This is a genomic window from Sphingobium sp. (genome assembly GCA_035196065.1).
Lineage (GTDB): Bacteria > Pseudomonadota > Alphaproteobacteria > Sphingomonadales > Sphingomonadaceae > Sphingorhabdus_B > Sphingorhabdus_B rara.
This window is the reverse complement of sequence record CP136575.1, coordinates 1,461,185-1,480,573: the sequence shown is the minus strand read 5'-3', so window position 1 is coordinate 1,480,573 and position 19,389 is coordinate 1,461,185. Positions and strand designations below refer to the sequence as shown.

Sequence of the window (19,389 nt, the reverse complement as noted above, 5' to 3'; positions counted from 1 at the left end):
ACCCCGGCGCTTTACAACCATTTACCATTCTGACGCCTAAATGAGCGCTTTGTTAAGTGCGCCGAAAGTCCTTTTCTGCTAAAGCAAAAGGCGTTCAGGCGGATCCGGTCGCGGCTGCGGCCTTAGATAGGGCGCCTTTTCAATAGCTGGCGCGCGATGTTGTCGCGCGGATGAAAGATCATGTCACGATCGCGATAAAGCGACGGCTTTTTCGCGAACGGGGGCCATCGCCTTCGGCATTGCGCCGGACTAGTGCGATGTAGGGAGGGGCGGTGCCGGGTCGCGCACCGCCCCTTTTCATTTCAGTCCTCAAGCGACAGTAACGAGGCGTTGCCCCCTGCGCTGGTCGTATCGGTGCTGGTCGTGCGCTCTGCACAGAAACGGTGGAGATAATTGGGCCCGCCCGCCTTGGGCCCCGTTCCCGAAAGCCCTTCGCCGCCAAAAGGCTGGCTGCCGACAACGGCACCGATCATCGACCGGTTTATATAGAGATTGCCGACGCGCGCCCGCGCCTCGACCATGTCGGAAATGCGCGCAATGCGGCTGTGCAGCCCCATGGTAAGGCCAAAACCCTTGGCGTTGACCGCCGCGATCGCCTCTTCCAGTTTTCCGGCAGGCCATGTCGCAACATGAACTATGGGACCGAAATATTCGGTGTTGAGATCATCAAGGCTATCGAGGCGGATCACCGTCGGCGGCACGAACAACCCATCATCCGGCACCGCGATGCTGTGCACCATCCGGTCTGCCTGCGACGCACGATAGGCCATCAGTCGGTCATAGGAAGCCTTGTCGATCACAGGGCCAATGTCGGTTGCAGGGTCGGCAGGATCACCCACGACAAGTTCGTCCATCGCCCCCGCCAGCATTTCAAGCGTCGCATCGGCAATATCTTCCTGCAGCATCAGCAAGCGCAGCGCCGAGCAGCGCTGCCCGGCAGACTGGAAGCCCGAGACGATAACATCGCGCACCACCTGTTCGGACAATGCGGTTGAATCGACGAACATGGCATTGAGACCGCCCGTTTCTGCGATCAGCGGCACCAGCGGACGGGAATCGTCCGCCAGCAGGTTGCGCGCAATCGCCTTGGCCGTTGGCACCGATCCGGTAAAAACAACGCCGGTGATGCGCGGATCGCCAGTGAGCGCCGTACCCACATCTCCGCCGCCAGTCACCAGTTGCAAAGCACCCTTAGGCACGCCTGCACGATAAGCGAGCGCCACTACGAAGCGCGCAATTTGCGGCGTCTGCGGTGCAGGCTTTGCCACCACGGCGTTGCCGGTGACCAAAGCAGCAACGACCTGCCCGAGGAATATCGCCAGCGGAAAATTCCACGGCGCAATTGCCGCCCAAACACCGCGCCCTTCATGGCGCAGCACATTGCGCTCGCCGGTCGGTCCGGGCAGTTCGATCGGCAGAAGGTCTGAACGCGCACGTGCTGCATAATAGCGGCAAAAATCGATCGCTTCGCGCACTTCGGATAGTGCATCGGGGATCGTCTTTTTCGCCTCCTGCACGGCAATCGCCATCAGGTCGCTCCGATGCGCCTCCAAAAGGTCGGCCAGCCGATCAAGACAGGCGGCGCGGTCTTCGACCGGAGTCGCCGACCATGTCGGGAAAGCAGATTGCGCGGCGGAAATCGCCCCGGACACATTGGCATCGATACCCGCAGGCATCGCGGGCATCGCGACAACCTTGCTGGCAATATCAGCGAGTATGGCGGCATCATCCAGATCCAGACCGTCGCTGTTGCGCCGTTCGGGCATGAAAAGGTCAGACGGCAAACGGATTGACGGATGACGGCTGCCGCCTGTTTGCATCACCTTTTCCACCGGGTCAGCGAGCAATTCTTCCTCGCTCACATCCTCATCAGCAAGCTGGTGGACAAAGCTGCTATTCGCGCCATTTTCCAGCAGGCGGCGGACGAGATAGGCCAAGAGATCACGATGGCCGCCAACGGGCGCATAGATGCGGCAATGATAGCCGTCTTCGCGAACCAACCGTTCGAACAACCCCTGCCCCATGCCGTGCAACCGCTGGAATTCAAAATCACGGCTATCGCCAGCCCATTCGAGGATCGTCGCCACGGTCAGCGCATTATGGCTGGCAAAGGCCGGGCGGATATGGCTTGCCGCCAGCATGTCGCGCGCGCAAGCGAGATAGGACACATCGGTTGCCGGCTTGCGCGTGAACAGCGGGAAATCGGAATGGCCGCGTTCTTGGGCCCATTTGATTTCGCTGTCCCAATAGGCGCCCTTTACCAGCCGGACCTGCATCACGCGGCCGGTTTCGCGGCCAAGGCTGTCCGCCCATGCCAGCACTGGACGCGCGCGTTTGGAATAGGCCTGCACCGCCATGCCCAGCCCGTCCCAGCCTTTCAGCTGCCGGTCGCGGGCCGCTGCTTCAATGATATCAAGGCTCATTTCCAGCCGCGCGGCTTCTTCGGCATCAACCGTCAATTGCACGCCGGCATCGGCCGCCTGCCGCGCCAATTCGACCAGCATCGCCGACAGTTCGGGAACGCAGGTCGCCGCCTTTGCGGTTTCATAACGTGGATGCAGCGCCGACAATTTCACCGAAACGCTGTGGCCGCGCGCCGGATCGGCACCGACCGCGGCGACCGCATTTTGATAGGCCTCGAAATAGCGGGCGGCATCGTCGCGGGTGCGCGCTGCTTCGCCCAACATGTCGAAACTGGCTGTGAAACCGCGATTCTCGCTGTCCTCCATCCGATTGCGCGCCTCATCAATGGTGCGGCCCATGACGAACACCTGCCCCATCAACCGCATGGCAGCACCAACCGCCTGACGCACAAAGGGTTCACCTGCACGCGACAGCAGCTTGCGCAGCACGCCCGTGCTTTCATCGCCCACCATCGCCTTGCCGAGCACCAGGCCCCAGGTCGCACCATTCACCAATAGGCTGGCCGACTGCCCCTTATGCGCACGCCAATTGGCATCGCCCAGCTTGTCTGCGATCAACAGATCAGCCGTGTCGGCATCAGGCACGCGCAAAAAGGCCTCGGCCAGCGATAGCAAGGCCGTCCCCTCTTCGGTGCCTAGTCGGTATTCCTGGAGAAATTGGTTCACCCAGCCATCAGACTGTGCGCCGCGCAAATCGGCGAGGAGCCCGTGCGCGCGGCCGACAATCGCCTCGCGTTCGCCATGCTGCAATTGTGCCGCAGCCACCAGCGGGGCCAGTGTTTCGGGTTCGGCGGCACGATAATGCGGCCGTATCGCCATGCGCGCTTTTTCTAACGAGGAAGTCATGCCAGCGGCATTAGCCGCCGGGGGCAGGCTGCTGCAAGTTTCAATTGTTACCAATTCCCCCTCTCTCCTTCAGGGGAGAGGGGCGAGGCTTGGCCGCTTGCCGCCTAGTCGCAGCGGAGAGGGGAGGGACGGTACTGACCGCGCTCCCCTTCACCTTAGTTTCAACGCCAGCGGCGACCGCAGCGGCTGTCGGATTTGTCGATGGCGCGACCCGCCAATGCGCCGACGGCAGCCCCGATGATCGCGCCTTCAGTGCGGTTACCGCGGCGGGCAACTTCACGACCGGCAAGACCGCCGACAACACCGCCGATGATTGTGCCGCCGGTACCGCGATCACAGCGATCACCACGGTTACGATAACCCCGGTCGCTGCGGTCACCGCGATAACCACGGTCTCCGCGATAGCCACGGTCATTGCGATATTCGCGGTCGCGGCTGTAGCTGTAATAGCCATCATCATCGTCATATCCGCTGTGCGCTGCAGCCGGAACTGCGGCAAAGCCCGTGGCGAGAAGGGCGGTGGCGAACAGTGCGCCGATGTTTTTCTTGATCTGCATTTTCCTGTCTCCTCTTCATTTTTTGACCCGGGCCCGTTTCTGGCTGGGCGGTCTGCTGTCTGTGAAACCGGATTATGCGATTCGACTTGAGCCTTTCATGAATGCCAATGTTATCTCCTGTTCAGACTTCTGCTTTTTTTCATGAATGATATGAGGGGGCGATGCGAATGCTCCGCCTATTGCCGATATTGTTACTCGCCCTGCTGTCGATCGGCGGGCACCGCGCCTATTGGCGCAATGACAGCCAGACGATTGCGATGGTTCCGCTGCCGCTGGATGCCGCCAATCCCGAACGGCGGCGCGTCGGCGCGCTGACCTATCTGGGCGGTTGGGAATTGCGCAGCGACAATAGCCGCTTTGGCGGGATTTCGGGGATGGTGGCGCTGCCCGACGGCCGATTCCTTGCGTTGAGCGATGCGGGAACGCTGATCGGCTTCACACCGGGTCGGGCGGGCAAGATGGCGGACAGCTTCATCGCCGCGCTGCCTGGCGTCAGCGAAGACAGTGACTATCGCGATTTTGACAGCGAAGGGATGACGCGTGATCCCGATAGCGGGCGGATCTGGATCAGCTATGAAGCGCGCCACGCCATTCGCCGGATGCCCGCATCGCTCAGCCGGATCGACGGCGTGAAGCGGCTGGCCTTTGCCAAAAACTGGCGCGCCAATGGCGGCGTCGAAACATTGGTGCGGCTTGCCGATGGCCGTTTCCTGATCATATCCGAAACCCATTCGCGCCCCGATGGCAGCCACAGCGCCTATCTCTTTTCGGGCGATCCGGTTGAAACGGGAAGCCGGGTCATGCCCTTTGGCTATCGCGCGCCCAAGGGATACCGACCCACCGACGCGGCATTATTGCCCGACGGGCGGATATTGATACTCAACCGGCGGATCGCCTTTCCCGACGGCTTTTCGGCCAAGCTGACGCTGATTGATCCCGCCATGATCAAGGAAGATGCCGCCGCACAGCCACAACTGCTGGCGGCGCTGGCCGCCCCGTTGCTCGTCGACAATATGGAGGCGCTGGCCGTGACGCAGCAAGACGGGCGACTGATCGTCTGGATGCTATCCGACAATAATTTCTCGGCAATGCAGCGCAGCTTGCTGCTGAAATTCGCGCTGACCTTGCCCAATAAAAAACCGGAGGCGGAACCCGCCCCCGGCTTTCAAACTCTTTAGCGAAGCGCGCTGATTAGGCGGCGGCAGCCGTCTGCTTCTTGGCGACAGCCTTCTTCACCTTGCGTGCATTGATCGACAGCTTCTCGTCCGAAGTCTTGAGCAGCCAGTTGTCGAGACCGCCAACATGCTCAATCGAACGCAGACCCGACGCCGAGACGCGGAACTTGAAATTCTGTTCCAGCGCGTCCGAGATCAGCGTAACATTCTGCAGGTTGGGCAGGAAGGTACGCTTGGTCTTGTTGTTCGCGTGGCTCACATTGTGGCCGACCATGCGGCCTTTACCGGTCAGTTCGCAAATGCGCGACATCGTGAAAATCCTATTCTGTGTCGATAAACGGGAATCGCTATCCCCGGAAAGCGCCTGCCCCTAACCGTGCAGGCGTGAAAGGTCAAGCGAGAAGCAGGTCAGCCAGTTTCGCCCGCTGCCATCCGGCGTCGCCATATTGCGATGCCTGGAAAATCGCGGCGCGCCGGTGGAGCCCCGCATCGCAATCATGGGTGAAGCCAAAGCCGCCATGAAACTGCACCGCCCGGTCCGCAGCAAAGCTATAGGCGCCGTCTGCAGCCGCCTTGGCCATGCGCACGGCGACCTCACCCAGCCCCTGCTCGCCATGGCTGTAGGCCGCGCTGTAAAGATGCGTGCGCGCCTTTTCATAGGTGACATAGGCGTCAACCATCGGATGTTTCAGCGCCTGATATTCGCCGATCAGCTTTCCAAACTGTTTGCGCGTGCGCAGATAATCGAGCGTATAGTCTATCACCGCCTGCGATCCGCCGCACATTTCGGCAGACTGAAGGAGATTCGCCGCCAGTTCCACCTGAGCCAGTGCCTGCGTTGCCCGATCTGTATCCAGCAGCGCGCTTTCGGGCAGACTGATCCCGTCGAGCGTCAGCGCAAAGCTGCGCTTGGTTTCATCGACAATACCCTCACGGCGCAGCGCACCTGCGGGGATCGCCGCCCGCTCAATCGCGACCAGCACGGGCTTTCCATCAAGCAGCACCGTGGCAATGACAAGCGCGGCATTTTCCGCCCAAAGCACGAAATGCTTTGTACCCGAAAGCGTCAAGCTGCCATCGCCGCTGCGCGATGCGCGCGCCTCAATATTGGTCAATTGCCAGTCGCCATTGGCCTCGCTCAAGGCCAGCGTGCCCACCTCGCCGGCAGCCAGCCGGGACAGCCATTCGCCCTGCTGCGCCGCCGTGCCGCCTGCAAGCAGCGCCTGTTGCGCAAGGGTCGTTGCGACAAAGGGCGACGGGAGCATGGTCCGCCCCATCTGCTCGACAATCGGCACCACCTCAGCCAGTGTCAGCCCGACGCCGCCCTGCGCCTCTGGAACCGCGACTGCAAGCCAGCCCAGATCGGCCATTTCGCGCCAGACATCGGCATCAAAGCCGGTCTCGCTCTCCATCAGCGTGCGGACCTTTGTCATCGGTGATTTTTCGCGGCAAAATGCGGTTGCCACATCGAGCAGTTCGATCTGCTCCTCGCTATAGCCCAGCCCCGCAAAATCCATGACGCGCTCCTCCTCTAATCACCACTATCTGGTTTAATCGTGCGGTTAAATCAAGGCCGGATTGGCGCTGCGTCCGGCTCCTTTTCAGGCGGCGCGCCATCGCCTGCGCCCAGCGCCCGCTGCATGAACAGCGAATCGAGCCAGCGACCGAATTTGCGCCCGACGCCGCGCATCCGCCCTGCCTCTGTAAAGCCAAGCGCCGCATGCAGCGCGACCGAAGCCGGTTCAGCCCCGCCTATAACCGCAAGCATCTGGCGGAAACCCGCCGCCTGCGCCGCATCGATCAGCGCGCCGAGCAGTGCCCGCCCCACACCCTTGCCCAGATGGTCGGGATGGACATAGATCGAATCCTCGCAGGTCAGGCCATAGGCCGGCCTGTCGCGGAACTGCACGGCATAGGCATAGCCGATGACCGTTGGGCCCTGCGTGCAGACAAGAAAGGGCCAATCGCGCGCCGCGCATTCGGCAATCTTTGCCTCGGTCGCCGCAACCGAACGCGGCTCTGTATCGAAACTGGCGGTCCCATGGCGGACATGGTGCGCGTAAATCGCGGCAATCGCCTGTGCGTCCAACGCCTTTGCCGGCCGGATATCAAGGGCATCGTGCATCGCGCCCTCCTGCCCAATTGCGGCCATCCACGCAATGCTATTGCTTTGATGCACTGCCGCCTTCCTCCATCATCGCGTTGGTCATGCCCGGGCGCAACGGCGCGTCGCAACGGATGCACACGCCGCGCGCGTCGGCATCAGTGAGCATCCTTTTGTGCATCAGGCCAAATTTGGCCGACAGGCGCGCGGTCACCTCTGCCGCGCTGGGCGGTTTCCATTTGCCGCCATGTTTCTTGAAGGTCCAGCCGTCCTTCCATTCTTCATAAGTCAGCACATCGTCGGATTTTTCCGCAAGCGCCCCGCCCGATAGATCGCCGCGTTTGATCAACAGGCCAAGCATCGCATCCGATGGCTGGATCTTGCGTTCATATTCCTCCCCCTTGCGGATGATGATCGTCTCACGTCCCTCAACCGCGCGCTGCCAGGCAATGGCGATCAACCCCTGCCGCGACCGTTCGAGCGCATCCTCCCACGCCGCGGCAAAGAGGGGATATTTCTTCTTAGCCCGATAAGGCGCCACATCAGACATGCCCGCACAGCGGCACGCATCCTCAACACAGCCGCTATGCGCCAGCACATCCAGAAAGCGCTGCAATCGTTGCTGGTTCCAGCCATCATGCCGCGCGCGGTAACCCGGCATCATCGTCGCAATATCCGCCTTGATCGGCCCTGCGGGGATATGCTGCGCCGGATTGGCAGAGGCATCGGCCAGATCATCCGCCGGCTTGCGACGCCGCGCCATCAGCGGTTGCCCCAGATGCGATGATGCGGATCGGGACAGGTAGGGGCAACGACGGGCATGGGGCGATTCCTTTCGAGGTTAACGAAACGAATCACTGATAACCTATATGGTTATATGTAGGACAGTGGTTTAAGAATGCAACTTCATGCTCTCTTTCCCCCTCTCCACTGCGTCTAATTGCCTTTGGCAATAAGACTTCGTACCTCTCCCCTGAAGGAGAGAGGGTTTGCGCAGCCATAAGCTGATTAGTCGGGCCAAACAGATGCGACGCGAGGCAACGCCGCCCGAGCGCCGATTATGGGCATATCTGAAGGCCGACCAATTGGGCGGCGCAAAGTTTCGCCGGCAGGTAGTGATTGGAACTTACATCGCCGACTTCGCCTGCAGGACGCCGATGATGCTCGTCATCGAACTGGATGGCGACACGCATGCGAGCCAGCAAAGCCACGATGCCGATCGCACGCGCTATCTTGAAGATCGAGGCTATCGGGTGCTTCGATTTGCCAACCGCGATGTGATGCAGAATGTCAACAGCGTAATCGCAACGATCGCCGCCGCCCTCTCAACTGCGTTTAAAGGATAACTCCCCCTCTCTCCTTCAGGGGAGAGGTGCGAGACTTGGCAGCTTGCTGCCTAGTCGCAGCGGAGAGGGGTAGTGCGGCAAAGGCCGAACTCCCTCACCCGCTCAACTCCCCTAAAGGAGAGAGAAGCGTTGCAACCTAACGCCCCTCCCCCTCTTGCTCCAAACCCGCACTTCCGCTAGGCCGCGCGCGATAATCGAATCTCCCGCTTCTGCGCTGGTTTGATGGTCAGCGGACACCTTTCGACAAGACCCTGCGACAAGCTAAGGGCGAACGGTGATTGCGTTCGTTGAGCGTCTTCCCCAATCCCGCGCATGGGCACCGAACACAGAAGGGGTAATACCATGACCGCCGTTGGACAAGACTCACTAGGCACCCGCTCCACATTGGATGTGGGCGGCAAAAGCTATGCCTATTATTCCTTGAAAAAAGCGGCGGCAAAGCTGGGCGATGTTTCGCGCCTGCCTTTCAGCATGAAGGTGCTGCTCGAAAATCTGCTGCGTTTTGAAGATGGTGGTTTCACCGTTTCGACCGCCGATGCACAGGCACTGGTCGATTGGCAGAAGAACCCAAGCGAAAGCCAGAATGAAATCCAGTATCGCCCCGCGCGCGTGCTGTTGCAGGATTTCACCGGCGTGCCTTGCGTGGTCGATCTGGCCGCGATGCGCGATGCGATTGCAAAGCTGGGCGGCGATACCAGCAAGATCAACCCGCTCGTTCCCGTCCACTTGGTCATCGACCACTCGGTGATGGTTGACGAATTCGGCCACCCCAAGGCGTTCGAGCAGAATGTCGAAATCGAATATTATCGCAATGGCGAGCGTTATGACTTTCTGAAATGGGGATCGAAGAGCCTCGACAATTTCAAGGCGGTTCCCCCGGGCACCGGCATCTGCCACCAGGTGAACCTTGAACATATCGCGCAGGCGGTGTGGACCTCAACCGATGCCGATGGCACGACCGTCGCTTATCCCGACACCTGTGTCGGCACCGACAGCCATACCACAATGATCAACGGCCTGGGCGTTCTGGGTTGGGGCGTGGGCGGCATCGAGGCAGAGGCCGCGATGCTGGGCCAGCCGGTATCAATGCTGATCCCCGAAGTGGTCGGTTTCAAATTGACCGGTTCGCTGCCCGAAGGCATCACCGCGACCGACCTTGTGTTGACCGCGACCCAGATGCTGCGCGCGCATGGCGTGGTCGGCCGCTTCGTCGAATATTATGGCCCGGGCCTTGCCTCGCTGACACTCGCCGACCGTGCGACGCTGGCCAATATGGCGCCCGAATATGGCGCGACCTGCGGCTTTTTCGGCATTGACGACAAGACACTCGATTATATGCGCCTTACCGGCCGCAGCGAAGAGGCGATTGCGCTGGCCGAGGCTTATGCCAAGGAACAGGGTTTCTGGATCGATCCGTCGGTCGAACCGGTGTTCACCTCAACGCTTGAACTCGACATGTCGTCCGTGCAGCCCAGCCTTGCCGGGCCGAAGCGCCCGCAGGACAAGGTTGTGCTCTCGAACGTCGACGATGTGTTCAACAAGGATCTTGCCGAAGTTTACAAGCATGAAGGTTTCAAGCGCGTTGTGGTGGAAGGCAAAGCCCATGATATCGGCGATGGCGATGTTGTGATCGCAGCAATCACCAGCTGCACCAACACCTCCAACCCCGGCGTATTGGTTGCCGCGGGCCTTGTTGCGAAAAAGGCGAATGAGCGCGGTTTGAAGCCCAAGCCCTGGGTGAAGACCAGCCTTGCGCCGGGCAGCCAGGTCGTCACCGACTATCTGGTGAAGGCGGGCCTGCAAGAACATCTGGACGCGATCGGTTTCAACCTGGTCGGCTATGGCTGCACCACCTGCATCGGCAATAGCGGCCCGCTGGCAGAGCCGATTTCGAAGGCGATCAACGGCAATGACATTGTTGCCGCGTCTGTCCTTTCGGGCAACCGCAACTTTGAAGGCCGCGTGTCACCCGATGTGCGCGCCAACTTCCTCGCTTCGCCGCCGCTGGTCGTCGCCTATGCGCTGAAGGGCACGGTGACCGAGGATTTCACCACCACCCCGATCGGGCAGGACAAGGCCGGCAATGACGTCTTCCTTAAGGATATCTGGCCCTCCAACGCCGAAATCCACGATTTGATGACCGCGAATATCAGCCGCGAAATGTTCGAGGCGCGCTATGCCAACGTCTATAAGGGCGACGAACATTGGCAGAAGATCAACGTCGAAGGTTCGGAAACCTATCAGTGGCGCGCAGGCAGCACCTATGTCGCCAACCCGCCTTATTTCGAAGGTCTGGAAATGACCCCGGCGCCGGTTTCTGACATCATCGAGGCAAAGCCGCTCGCGATACTCGGCGATTCGATCACCACCGACCACATCAGCCCCGCCGGCAGCATCAAGGCAGATAGCCCCGCCGGAAAATGGCTTATGGAACATCAGGTTAGCAAATCTGATTTCAACAGCTACGGCGCCCGCCGCGGCCATCACGAAGTCATGATGCGTGGCACATTTGCGAACATCAGAATCAAGAATGAAATGGTGCCCGGAATCGAAGGTGGCATGTCATCCTATGATGGCGGCCCCGCCGAACCGATCTATGACGTCGCCATGAAACACAAAGCCGATGGCACACCGATGGTCGTCATCAGCGGCAAGGAATATGGTACCGGATCGTCACGCGACTGGGCGGCGAAGGGCACCAATCTGCTCGGCGTCAAGGCCGTGATCGTCGAAAGCTTTGAGCGTATTCACCGTTCGAACCTTGTTGGCATGGGCGTGCTGCCGCTTCAGTTCAAGGATGGCGAGAGCCGCCAGAGCCTTGGCCTTGACGGTGATTGCGCCTTCACCATCGCCGGCGTCGCCAACCTGAAGCCGCGCCAAACGGTGACGGTAAAGGTGACGCGCAAGGATGGTTCAACCTTCAATTTCGACGCGCTGTGCCGCATCGATACCGCCAATGAACTGGAGTATTTCCTGAACGGCGGCATCCTGCACTATGTGCTGCGGAAGCTTGCCGCTTAATCTGGGATAACAGGGTGATTAAAAAGGGGCCGCGTCAATCGCGGCCCTTTTTCATTGGCCTCAAGTTGCGTCTTCGATCCGCGCGAGTAAAGCATCGACCTGCACCTGCGCTCCGGCCTCGGCATTAAGCTCCGCAACCACTCCGTCGAACGGCGCGGTCAGCGTGTGTTCCATCTTCATCGCTTCGAGGGTGAGCAGCTTTTGGCCCCTGGTCACCGCCTGCCCGACGATCACATCAACCCCGATAATCCGCCCCGGCATGGGCGACAGGATGGTACCATCGCCGGCGACACCGCCATGCGCGCTCTCATGCCGATCCAGCGTGTAACGCCGGGCGAAACCGGCCGTAAACACAAGGACGTCATGTGCAGGGGCAGTGGCGTTGACTTCGGTGACGGGCACCTCAAACAGCGTCCCCCGATCATCGCGCAAGCGCACAATTGCGTGCGGATCTGCATTGAGCCGGAAACCGAGTGCGGCGCTCCAAGGCCCCTGCCCGGCAGCAGAAGCCAGATTTGCGGCGACTTCCACAAGTTCCTCTGCCTCCGCCTCGGGCGGCATGACTAACGCTTCACCGTCGCGCCCGATCAAACCTGTATCAACATCGCCCGACAGGAAATCGGGATGCTGCATCAACTGGCTAAGGAATCCGGCATTGGTGCGCACCGGCCAGATCTCGCTGTCATCGAGGCCTGCCTCTAGACGGGATATGGCTTCGCCGCGGGTAGCCCCATGTGCGATCAGCTTGGCAATCATCGGGTCGTAAAAAGGTGAAACCGTACCGCCCTGCACAACGCCGCTGTCGACCCGGAGGTGATCGGGCAATATCAGATGTTCGAGCACGCCGATCGAGGGCAGGAAGCCCTTTTCCGGGTCTTCGGCATACAGCCGCGCCTCGACCGCCCAGCCATTGATCGCAAGATCATCCTGCGTCATCGGCAGCACCTCTCCGCTGGCGACACGCAACTGCCATTCGACCAGATCGACACCGGTGATCGCTTCTGTCACTGGATGCTCGACTTGCAAACGGGTGTTCATTTCCATGAACCAGATGCGGTCAGCACGAAGACCCGCACTGGCGTCTGCGATAAACTCAACCGTACCAGCCCCGACATAGTTGACCGCCCTTGCCGCCCGGACGGCAGCAGCGCAAAGCGCCTCGCGCGTTGCCGCATCCATCCCGGGGGCAGGCGCTTCTTCAATCACCTTCTGGTGGCGACGCTGCAGCGAACAGTCGCGTTCAAACAGGTGAACGATGTTGCCATGACGGTCGCCAAATATCTGCACCTCGATATGACGCGGTCGCTGGATATATTTTTCAATCAGGACATGGTCATTGCCAAAACTAGACGTCGCCTCGCGTCGGCAACTGGCCAGCGCATCGGCAAAATCCTCTGGCCATTCGACCAGCCGCATTCCTTTGCCACCGCCCCCGGCCACCGCCTTGATCAAAACCGGATAGCCCACCGCATCTGCCTGAATGGCAAGGAAACCCGGATCCTGATTGGTTCCCATATAGCCGGGGGTCACCGGAACGCCCGCTTGCTGCATCAATTGCTTCGCCGCGTCCTTCAATCCCATGGCAGTGATGCTGGCCGGATCGGGACCAACCCAGTTGAGGCCCGCATCGATCACGCTCTGCGCAAATTCGGCATTTTCGGAAAGGAAGCCATAGCCCGGATGAATCGCATCGGCACCCGCAGCCTTCGCGGCGGCAATGATCCTTGGCCCAACAAGATAGCTGTCGCGTGCCGGCGATGGGCCGATATGAACCGCATCGTCCGCCATGCGCACATGCAGCGCTTCGGCATCGGCATCTGAATAGACCGCGACCGTGCGAATTCCCATCGCACGCGCGGTGCGGATGATCCGGCAGGCGATTTCGCCGCGATTGGCGATAAGGAGGGATTGGATCATCGTCATTACATCCTGAACACGCCAAAGCTACGCTCTTCAACCGGCGCATTCAGCGTCGCCGCCAGCGCTAGTCCCAGCACATCCCTTGTCTGTGCCGGATCGATCACTCCATCGTCCCACAGCCGCGCGGTGGCGTAATAGGGATTGCCCTCATCCTCATATTTCTGACGGATCGGGGCCTTGAAGGCTTCGGCCTGTTCGGGGCTCCAGCTTGCGGCATCGCGGTGGACCGTCGCCAGCACGCTCGCGGCCTGTTCTCCACCCATCACGCTGATGCGGGCGTTGGGCCAACTGAACAGGAAGCGGGGCGAGTAGGCCCGACCACACATGCCATAATTGCCCGCGCCAAAGCTGCCGCCGATCAGCACGGTGATTTTGGGCACAGTCGCGGTGGCGACTGCAGTGACCAGCTTTGCGCCATGCTTGGCTATCCCCTCTGCCTCATATTTGCCACCGACCATGAAACCGGAAATATTCTGCAGGAACAGCAAAGGGATTTTGCGCTGCTGCGCCAGCTCGATGAAATGCGTGCCCTTTTGCGCGCTCTCGCTAAACAGCACGCCATTATTGGCAAGGATCGCAACCGGCGTCCCCCAGATATGGGCAAAGCCGCACACCAGCGTGCTGCCATAAAGCGCCTTGAATTCATGAAACTCGCTGCCATCGACGAGCCGCGCGATTACCTCATGCACATCATAGGGTGCGCGGACATCTTCGGGGATGATGCCGTAGAGTTCCTGCGGATCATATTTGGGCGGTCGTGGTTCGCGGGCTTCGACTTTAAATCCTTCGTTCGCACCCAGATGGCTGACGATATCGCGCACAATGGTCAGCGCATGTTCGTCATTCTCGGCCAGATGGTCGACCACACCTGACTTGCGCGCATGCAGATCGCCGCCGCCCAGGTCCTCGGCGCTGATCTCCTCCCCCGTCGCGGCTTTCACCAAGGGCGGGCCGGCAAGGAAAATCGTGCCCTGCTTCTTCACGATCACTGTCTCGTCCGACATGGCCGGCACATAGGCGCCGCCCGCCGTGCAACTGCCCATCACGCAGGCAATCTGCGGGATTGCCTTTGCCGACATGTTCGCCTGGTTGAAAAAGATGCGTCCGAAATGCTCCCGATCAGGGAAAACCTCCGCCTGATGCGGCAAGTTGGCCCCGCCGCTATCGACCAGATAGATGCACGGCAGCCGGTTCTCCATTGCGATTTCCTGAGCACGGAGATGTTTCTTCACCGTTAGCGGATAATAGGTGCCGCCCTTAACCGTCGCATCGTTGCATAGGATCATACAGGTACGTCCCGATACGCGGCCTATGCCGGTGATCAGGCTCGCCCCATGCACATCGCCCTCATACATGCCATTGGCCGCAAGCTGGCCAATTTCAAGGAAAGGCGCGCCGGGATCAAGCAGCCGTTCGACGCGGTCTCGCGGCAGCAGCTTTCCGCGTGCAATATGGCGTTCGCGATGCTGTTCCGGCCCACCAAGCGCGGCCGCGGCCACTTTGGCACGCAAATCTGCAGCCAAGGCGCGGTTATGTAAGGCGCGGGCTTTATACTCGGCGCTGTCGGGCTGGACAGCGGTGGCAATCACAGGTGCGGTCATAGCCCCACTATAGCCACCGCCGGCGCAGAAGGAATTTCAAATTTAGCTGTAAATCCGACGCTTTATTGCGACAGGACTTCATGGTCGCCACCAAGTTGGTGCATCGCCCATATCTGCGCCGCATCGCCAGAAACCAAAACAGCAGTATGCAGACGCTTGGGTATCGGCATGTTGCTGCGCGTCATGGTCCCCGCCGAGCGCCTGTTGGACCATATGGTCCGTGCGCTCGAACGGAGAATTTGACCATCAACGCGCTCCTGCGACCGGCGGCTCGTAATAGACTTGCGCGCCGGGCCCCAAGGGTAAGTCAAAATAGACCCAGCCGACTGTCATCGCGATACCGAACGCCATGAAGGTCAGCGCATAGGGCAACATCAACGCGAGCAGCGAACCCACACCAAGCGAGTTATCGTAACGCCGAGCAAAGGCTAGGATAAGCGGGAAATAGCTCATCAGCGGGGTCATGATGTTGGTGTAGCTATCCCCCATGCGATAGGCCGCTGTCGTCATTTCCGGGCTGATGCCCAGCAGCATGAATTTGGGGACTACAACCGGTGCCATCGCGCTCCATTTCGCAGCGGCCGAACCGATGAAAAGGTCAAGGAAAGAGGACACGAACTGGACGCCGGCAAGCAGCAAAGGTGCTGGCACGTTCATCGCTTGCAGCACCAGCGCGCCATCGATCGCAAAGATCGGCCCGAGCCGCGACCAGTTAAACATTGCGACGAAATGGGCGGCAAAAAATACGAACACCAGATAGGGCGCGAGCATTCGCACGCCTTCCTGCATCATCGTGATCACATCTTTCGAATCCTTCACCGTCCCTGCCGCGCGGCCGAATACGACACCTGTGATAAGGAACAGCAGGAAAAACCCTGCAACTAGCGCGGCATAAAAGGGCTGCAACTGCGCCGTGCCGGTCTTCGTCTCGTCGATCAGCGGAGTGTATCCCGGCCACAGCGCGAGTGCGGCAAAGGCCCCTGCTATCAGCAATGCGGCGACACCGGCAGCACGCAACCCGCGGCGTTCAGCCGGCGTCACTTCCGACCGGGCGAGCTCCGCTTTCAGTTCTTCATCGGGCTCTGCACCCCAGGTGCCGAGGCGCGGTTCAACAACCCGGTCGGTAATGTACCAAATGATCGGAGTGAAGACGACAACGATGGACAGGATGAACCACCAATTGCCAAGCGGGTTCATTGTCCAGTTGGGATCGATGATCCTCGCTGCCTCCTGCGTGAAACCGAATAACAATACATCCATTTGCCCCGGCGTGATGTTGCCGGCAAAACCGCCAGACACGCCTGCAAAAGCGGCGGCCAAGCCAGCCAACGGGTGCCGTCCGACGCTTGCGTAAAGGATCGCCGCCAAGGGGATGAACACGACATAAGCCGCATCTGAGGCATGGTGCGAAACCATGCCGATCACGGCGACAATGGGGGTCAGGATCATGCGCGGGGCATTGCGCAGGCTGGCGCGGATCAGCGCCGAAAACAGACCCGATCGTTCAGCAACGGCCGCACCCAATATCAGTGTCATCACCAGCCCCAAGGGCGCAAATCCGGTGAGTGTCTTGGGCATTTCTGTCACAAGTCGGGCGATATTCTCTTCAGAAAAGAGGCTGGTGGCCCGATAAGTGAGAACCCCGTCCTTGAGAACGCCCCATTGCGGTGATTCCTTGCCCGTATAGGCAAGCGATGCTGACCAGCCGAGGGCTTGTCCCAGTGCCGACAGCAACATCAGGAACAGGATCAACCAGACGAAGATCATCGCTGGTTCGGGAAGAAGATTGCCCGCGCGCTCGACAAAGCCGAGGAAACCGCGCTGGCGGGGAGATGCTTGCGATTGTGTTGTCATTCAAGGGCCCATTAACTTTGCGCCCACCGCTTGCGCGGTGAACGTGGTCCCTATTTCCCCTTGAATTCCCGCCTAGCTGAAACGGCTGCGCAGGTCCAGCAGTGCAATTGCAGCCTTCGCCGCTTCCCCGCCCTTATCTCTCTGGGTCGGGTCAGCGCGGACGAGAGCCTGCTGTTCATTTTCAACGGTGAGAATGCCGTTGCCGATCGCGAGTCCGTCCATCGTCAGCGCCATGATACCGCGCGCGCTTTCGCCGGCAACGATTTCGAAATGATAGGTTTCGCCGCGGATGACGACGCCAATCGCGACATAACCGTCATACATGTCGCTCTGATCGGCCAGCACGATTGCACTGGGAATTTCAAGCGCGCCTGGAACGGTGACGACATCGACCTCATGCCCGGCAGCTTTCAGCGCAGCATGTGCACCCGCGACCAGCATGTCATTGAGATGATCGTAAAATCGTGCTTCTACGATGAGAAATTTTGCCATTGCTCTTACTCCGGTATCGGCCGTTCGCCCACGACGCGAATGCCATAGCCATCAAGGCCGACAACATTACGGTGTGCATTTGTGAGGAGGATCATGTCGTGAATGCCAAGATCGGCAAGGATCTGCGCGCCAATGCCATAGGCCCTCAGGTCCATGTCAGGACGACGTCCGCCTGATCCGCCCACTTCAGCGGTCAGGCTTTCAGGATTATGCGGCATCAGCAACACGATCGCTCCAGCACCGACCTTGCCGATTTCCTCCATCGCACGCTGCAGGATGCGCTTGCGCGGACCAGGCGCACCAAGCACGTCGGAAAATATAGAAATGCCGTGCATGCGTACCAGTGTCGGTTCGTCGGCGATGACGCGTCCCTTTTGCAGCACGATATTGACGCTGCCGTCGATCTTGTTGCGATAGCTTTTCGCCACCCAATCGCCGCCATAATCCGAACGGAACGGCGCTTCGGAAACACATTCAACCAGATGATCGTTGCGCCGACGATATTCGATGAGGTCGCGGATTGTACCCATCTTCAGCTGGTGCAGCCGGGCAAAGGCGACAAGGTCGTCCATCCGGGCCATCGTACCATCATCCTTCATGATTTCGCAGATCACGCCTGAGGGATTAAGGCCGGCGAGGCGGCTGATGTCGACCGCCGCCTCGGTGTGGCCTGCCCGCACCAGCACGCCGCCATCGCGGGCAGTTAGCGGAAAGACATGGCCGGGCGAGACAATATCGGCAGGCCCCTTGGAAGCGTCGACCGCGACCGAAATGGTCCGCGCGCGATCAGCAGCACTGATTCCGGTGGTTACCCCTTCTTTCGCCTCGATCGAGACGGTGAAAGCCGTTTCCATGCTTTCGCGATTTTCGCTGGTCATGGGTGCAAGGCCTAGTTGATTGCAACGCGATCTGGTCATTGCAAGGCAGATGAGGCCTCGGCCATGCGTTGCCATGAAATTGATTGCATCGGGCGTCGCCATTTGCGCCGGAATGATAAGGTCGCCCTCATTCTCCCGGTCCTCGTCATCGACAAGAATATACATGCGCCCGTTGCGGGCTTCCTCGATGATTTCCTCGATCGGCACCAGCGCCGGCGTGTCATCATTCGAGAAAAGATAGCTCTCCAGCTTACGCAGCGTATCCGCCGTAGGATTCCAATCAGGCGCATCAAGATCACGCAATGTATTGGCATGCAGGCCTGCGGCACGCGCAAGACCCGAACGGGACAAACCACCTTCATTTACAAGGCGGCGAAGCTTATCAATTAACTGACTGGACATGAGATCCCCCGGAGTCGGCTATAGAAGCCTTTACTCCGCGGGCTCTTTCACACCGCAATGTGATTGTCAAAAACAATATTCACATCTGAATGAAGGCGCGCCCTTTTGGGGTATAATAGGAGCCGGATGACCCGCAGAAATATCGTTACGGCTGCTTCCGTCAGGACCTGACCGGGTTGGCGACGACTACGCCCATCCGACTCCCGGACGCGCATATGGCAGCTTCAGCGTGGCTTTTCAAGCACCGGGACAAACAGGAAAATCCCGTCCGATCGCAGCAACTTGGCGAGTTAATCCTGCATTATCCGCGTTCCGACGCGGTTGATTCACCCTGTCCGGTCATTCTTTCGCGGCCGAAAGGATGATTGCCATGGATACCAGCGACACCATTAATCCAGCCTTGCTGCGCCCCGAAAGCGTTGCACTCGAAGATCGCTGCGCTCCGCGCATTAAGATTCGAATTCCTGCTCTGCTGCGTCCGTCGGGCAGCACCGGCTTTGCGGTTGTCGTCACCGACCTGTCGGTCGCCGGTTTTCAGTGCGAGGCACTGACAGGAATGCCGCCGGGAGCCCGCTGCTGGCTGGCCTTGCCCGGGCTGTCACCAATTGAGGCGCAACTGGTCTGGAACAATAGCGGGGGAGTCGGCTGCGCTTTTGCAAGCCTCCTTAATGTTGCAGTTGTCGATTCGATAATGCGGCGCTTCGCCTTTTCCTGACCCCGGCTTTGCCAGTTTGACAAATCCGGCCTTCTATCGTCGCATAAATGTCATC

16 protein-coding genes and 1 other RNA gene are annotated in these 19,389 nt (G+C 59.8%); 4 read left to right on the top strand and 13 right to left on the bottom strand.

From position 1 onward, the window contains the following. Window positions 1–302: 302 nt before the first annotated feature. On the bottom strand, window positions 303–3,242 hold the full coding sequence (locus tag RSE16_07235) for an L-glutamate gamma-semialdehyde dehydrogenase (GenBank protein WRH77246.1): 2,940 nt from the start codon (window positions 3,240–3,242) through the stop codon (window positions 303–305). Between the two features lie 188 nt (window positions 3,243–3,430). Next, window positions 3,431–3,826 carry a glycine zipper 2TM domain-containing protein gene (locus RSE16_07230; GenBank protein WRH77245.1) on the bottom strand — a complete coding sequence of 132 codons (396 nt, stop codon included), beginning with the start codon at window positions 3,824–3,826 and terminating at the stop codon, window positions 3,431–3,433. Window positions 3,827–3,993: 167 nt separating this feature from the next. Between RSE16_07230 and RSE16_07225 the strand changes: the two genes are divergently transcribed. Then, complete coding sequence (locus RSE16_07225; GenBank protein WRH77244.1) at window positions 3,994–5,004, top strand: esterase-like activity of phytase family protein; 1,011 nt, start codon at window positions 3,994–3,996, stop codon at window positions 5,002–5,004. A gap of 13 nt (window positions 5,005–5,017) precedes the next feature. On the opposite strand, the gene rpmB is transcribed toward RSE16_07225, so the two are convergent. From rpmB to RSE16_07205, 4 genes are all read right to left on the bottom strand, one after another. Then, window positions 5,018–5,311 carry a 50S ribosomal protein L28 gene (gene rpmB, locus RSE16_07220; GenBank protein WRH77243.1) on the bottom strand — a complete coding sequence of 98 codons (294 nt, stop codon included), beginning with the start codon at window positions 5,309–5,311 and terminating at the stop codon, window positions 5,018–5,020. An 82-nt stretch (window positions 5,312–5,393) separates the two neighbouring features. Continuing rightward, on the bottom strand, window positions 5,394–6,518 hold the full coding sequence (locus RSE16_07215) for an acyl-CoA dehydrogenase family protein (protein WRH77242.1): 1,125 nt from the start codon (window positions 6,516–6,518) through the stop codon (window positions 5,394–5,396). A gap of 50 nt (window positions 6,519–6,568) precedes the next feature. Further along, entirely contained in the window at window positions 6,569–7,126 is a 558-nt protein-coding gene (locus RSE16_07210) for an N-acetyltransferase family protein (protein WRH77241.1), read from the bottom strand. A gap of 37 nt (window positions 7,127–7,163) precedes the next feature. Then, window positions 7,164–7,868: a hypothetical protein gene (locus RSE16_07205; protein ID WRH77240.1), complete on the bottom strand. Its 705-nt coding sequence runs from the start codon at window positions 7,866–7,868 to the stop codon at window positions 7,164–7,166. Window positions 7,869–8,094: 226 nt separating this feature from the next. On the opposite strand from RSE16_07205, the gene RSE16_07200 reads away from it, so the two are divergent. Together RSE16_07200 and acnA are read left to right on the top strand one after the other, a co-directional pair. Beyond that, on the top strand, window positions 8,095–8,451 hold the full coding sequence (locus RSE16_07200; protein WRH77239.1) for a DUF559 domain-containing protein: 357 nt from the start codon (window positions 8,095–8,097) through the stop codon (window positions 8,449–8,451). Window positions 8,452–8,793: 342 nt separating this feature from the next. Beyond that, entirely contained in the window at window positions 8,794–11,472 is a 2,679-nt protein-coding gene (gene acnA / locus RSE16_07195) for an aconitate hydratase AcnA (GenBank protein WRH77238.1), read from the top strand. A 60-nt stretch (window positions 11,473–11,532) separates the two neighbouring features. On the opposite strand, the gene RSE16_07190 is transcribed toward acnA, so the two are convergent. From RSE16_07190 to ffs, 7 genes are all read right to left on the bottom strand, one after another. Further along, entirely contained in the window at window positions 11,533–13,389 is a 1,857-nt protein-coding gene (locus tag RSE16_07190) for an acetyl/propionyl/methylcrotonyl-CoA carboxylase subunit alpha (protein ID WRH77237.1), read from the bottom strand. A gap of 5 nt (window positions 13,390–13,394) precedes the next feature. After that, window positions 13,395–14,993, bottom strand: coding sequence for a carboxyl transferase domain-containing protein (locus tag RSE16_07185; GenBank protein WRH77236.1), 1,599 nt, complete (start codon window positions 14,991–14,993; stop codon window positions 13,395–13,397). Between the two features lie 62 nt (window positions 14,994–15,055). Continuing rightward, window positions 15,056–15,178: a hypothetical protein gene (locus RSE16_07180; GenBank protein ID WRH77235.1), complete on the bottom strand. Its 123-nt coding sequence runs from the start codon at window positions 15,176–15,178 to the stop codon at window positions 15,056–15,058. 61 nt (window positions 15,179–15,239) lie between these two features. Then, window positions 15,240–16,847 (bottom strand): AbgT family transporter, encoded by a 1,608-nt coding sequence (locus RSE16_07175; GenBank protein ID WRH77234.1) that lies wholly within the window; start codon window positions 16,845–16,847, stop codon window positions 15,240–15,242. A 72-nt stretch (window positions 16,848–16,919) separates the two neighbouring features. Then, window positions 16,920–17,339, bottom strand: a complete 420-nt coding sequence (gene ribH, locus RSE16_07170) for a 6,7-dimethyl-8-ribityllumazine synthase (protein ID WRH77233.1) — start codon at window positions 17,337–17,339, stop codon at window positions 16,920–16,922. A gap of 5 nt (window positions 17,340–17,344) precedes the next feature. Continuing rightward, the gene (ribB, locus tag RSE16_07165) at window positions 17,345–18,619 is read right to left on the bottom strand and encodes a 3,4-dihydroxy-2-butanone-4-phosphate synthase (protein ID WRH77232.1); all 1,275 of its coding nucleotides are present in this window, start codon (window positions 18,617–18,619) and stop codon (window positions 17,345–17,347) included. Window positions 18,620–18,731: 112 nt separating this feature from the next. Further along, window positions 18,732–18,826, bottom strand: an RNA gene (ffs, locus tag RSE16_07160) — signal recognition particle sRNA small type. Between the two features lie 163 nt (window positions 18,827–18,989). Here ffs and RSE16_07155 point away from each other — a divergent pair. Then, window positions 18,990–19,334, top strand: coding sequence for a PilZ domain-containing protein (locus tag RSE16_07155; GenBank protein ID WRH77231.1), 345 nt, complete (start codon window positions 18,990–18,992; stop codon window positions 19,332–19,334). The last annotated feature ends 55 nt before the right edge of the window (window positions 19,335–19,389 follow it).

Bases quoted from the DNA above. Each gene is read 5' to 3' on its own strand.
- RSE16_07235 (WRH77246.1), bottom strand. From the start codon at position 3,242: ATGGCGATACGGCCGCATTATCGTGCCGCCGAACCCGAAACACTGGCC.
- acnA (WRH77238.1), top strand. From the start codon at position 8,794: ATGACCGCCGTTGGACAAGACTCACTAGGCACCCGCTCCACATTGGAT.
- RSE16_07230 (WRH77245.1), bottom strand. From the start codon at position 3,826: ATGCAGATCAAGAAAAACATCGGCGCACTGTTCGCCACCGCCCTTCTC.
- RSE16_07180 (WRH77235.1), bottom strand. From the start codon at position 15,178: ATGACGCGCAGCAACATGCCGATACCCAAGCGTCTGCATACTGCTGTT.
- RSE16_07155 (WRH77231.1), top strand. From the start codon at position 18,990: ATGGATACCAGCGACACCATTAATCCAGCCTTGCTGCGCCCCGAAAGC.
- RSE16_07175 (WRH77234.1), bottom strand. From the start codon at position 16,847: ATGACAACACAATCGCAAGCATCTCCCCGCCAGCGCGGTTTCCTCGGC.
- RSE16_07205 (WRH77240.1), bottom strand. From the start codon at position 7,868: ATGGCGCGGCGTCGCAAGCCGGCGGATGATCTGGCCGATGCCTCTGCC.
- RSE16_07185 (WRH77236.1), bottom strand. From the start codon at position 14,993: ATGACCGCACCTGTGATTGCCACCGCTGTCCAGCCCGACAGCGCCGAG.
- ribH (WRH77233.1), bottom strand. From the start codon at position 17,339: ATGGCAAAATTTCTCATCGTAGAAGCACGATTTTACGATCATCTCAAT.
- RSE16_07215 (WRH77242.1), bottom strand. From the start codon at position 6,518: ATGGATTTTGCGGGGCTGGGCTATAGCGAGGAGCAGATCGAACTGCTC.
- ribB (WRH77232.1), bottom strand. From the start codon at position 18,619: ATGTCCAGTCAGTTAATTGATAAGCTTCGCCGCCTTGTAAATGAAGGT.
- rpmB (WRH77243.1), bottom strand. From the start codon at position 5,311: ATGTCGCGCATTTGCGAACTGACCGGTAAAGGCCGCATGGTCGGCCAC.
- RSE16_07210 (WRH77241.1), bottom strand. From the start codon at position 7,126: ATGCACGATGCCCTTGATATCCGGCCGGCAAAGGCGTTGGACGCACAG.
- RSE16_07190 (WRH77237.1), bottom strand. From the start codon at position 13,389: ATGATCCAATCCCTCCTTATCGCCAATCGCGGCGAAATCGCCTGCCGG.
- RSE16_07225 (WRH77244.1), top strand. From the start codon at position 3,994: ATGCTCCGCCTATTGCCGATATTGTTACTCGCCCTGCTGTCGATCGGC.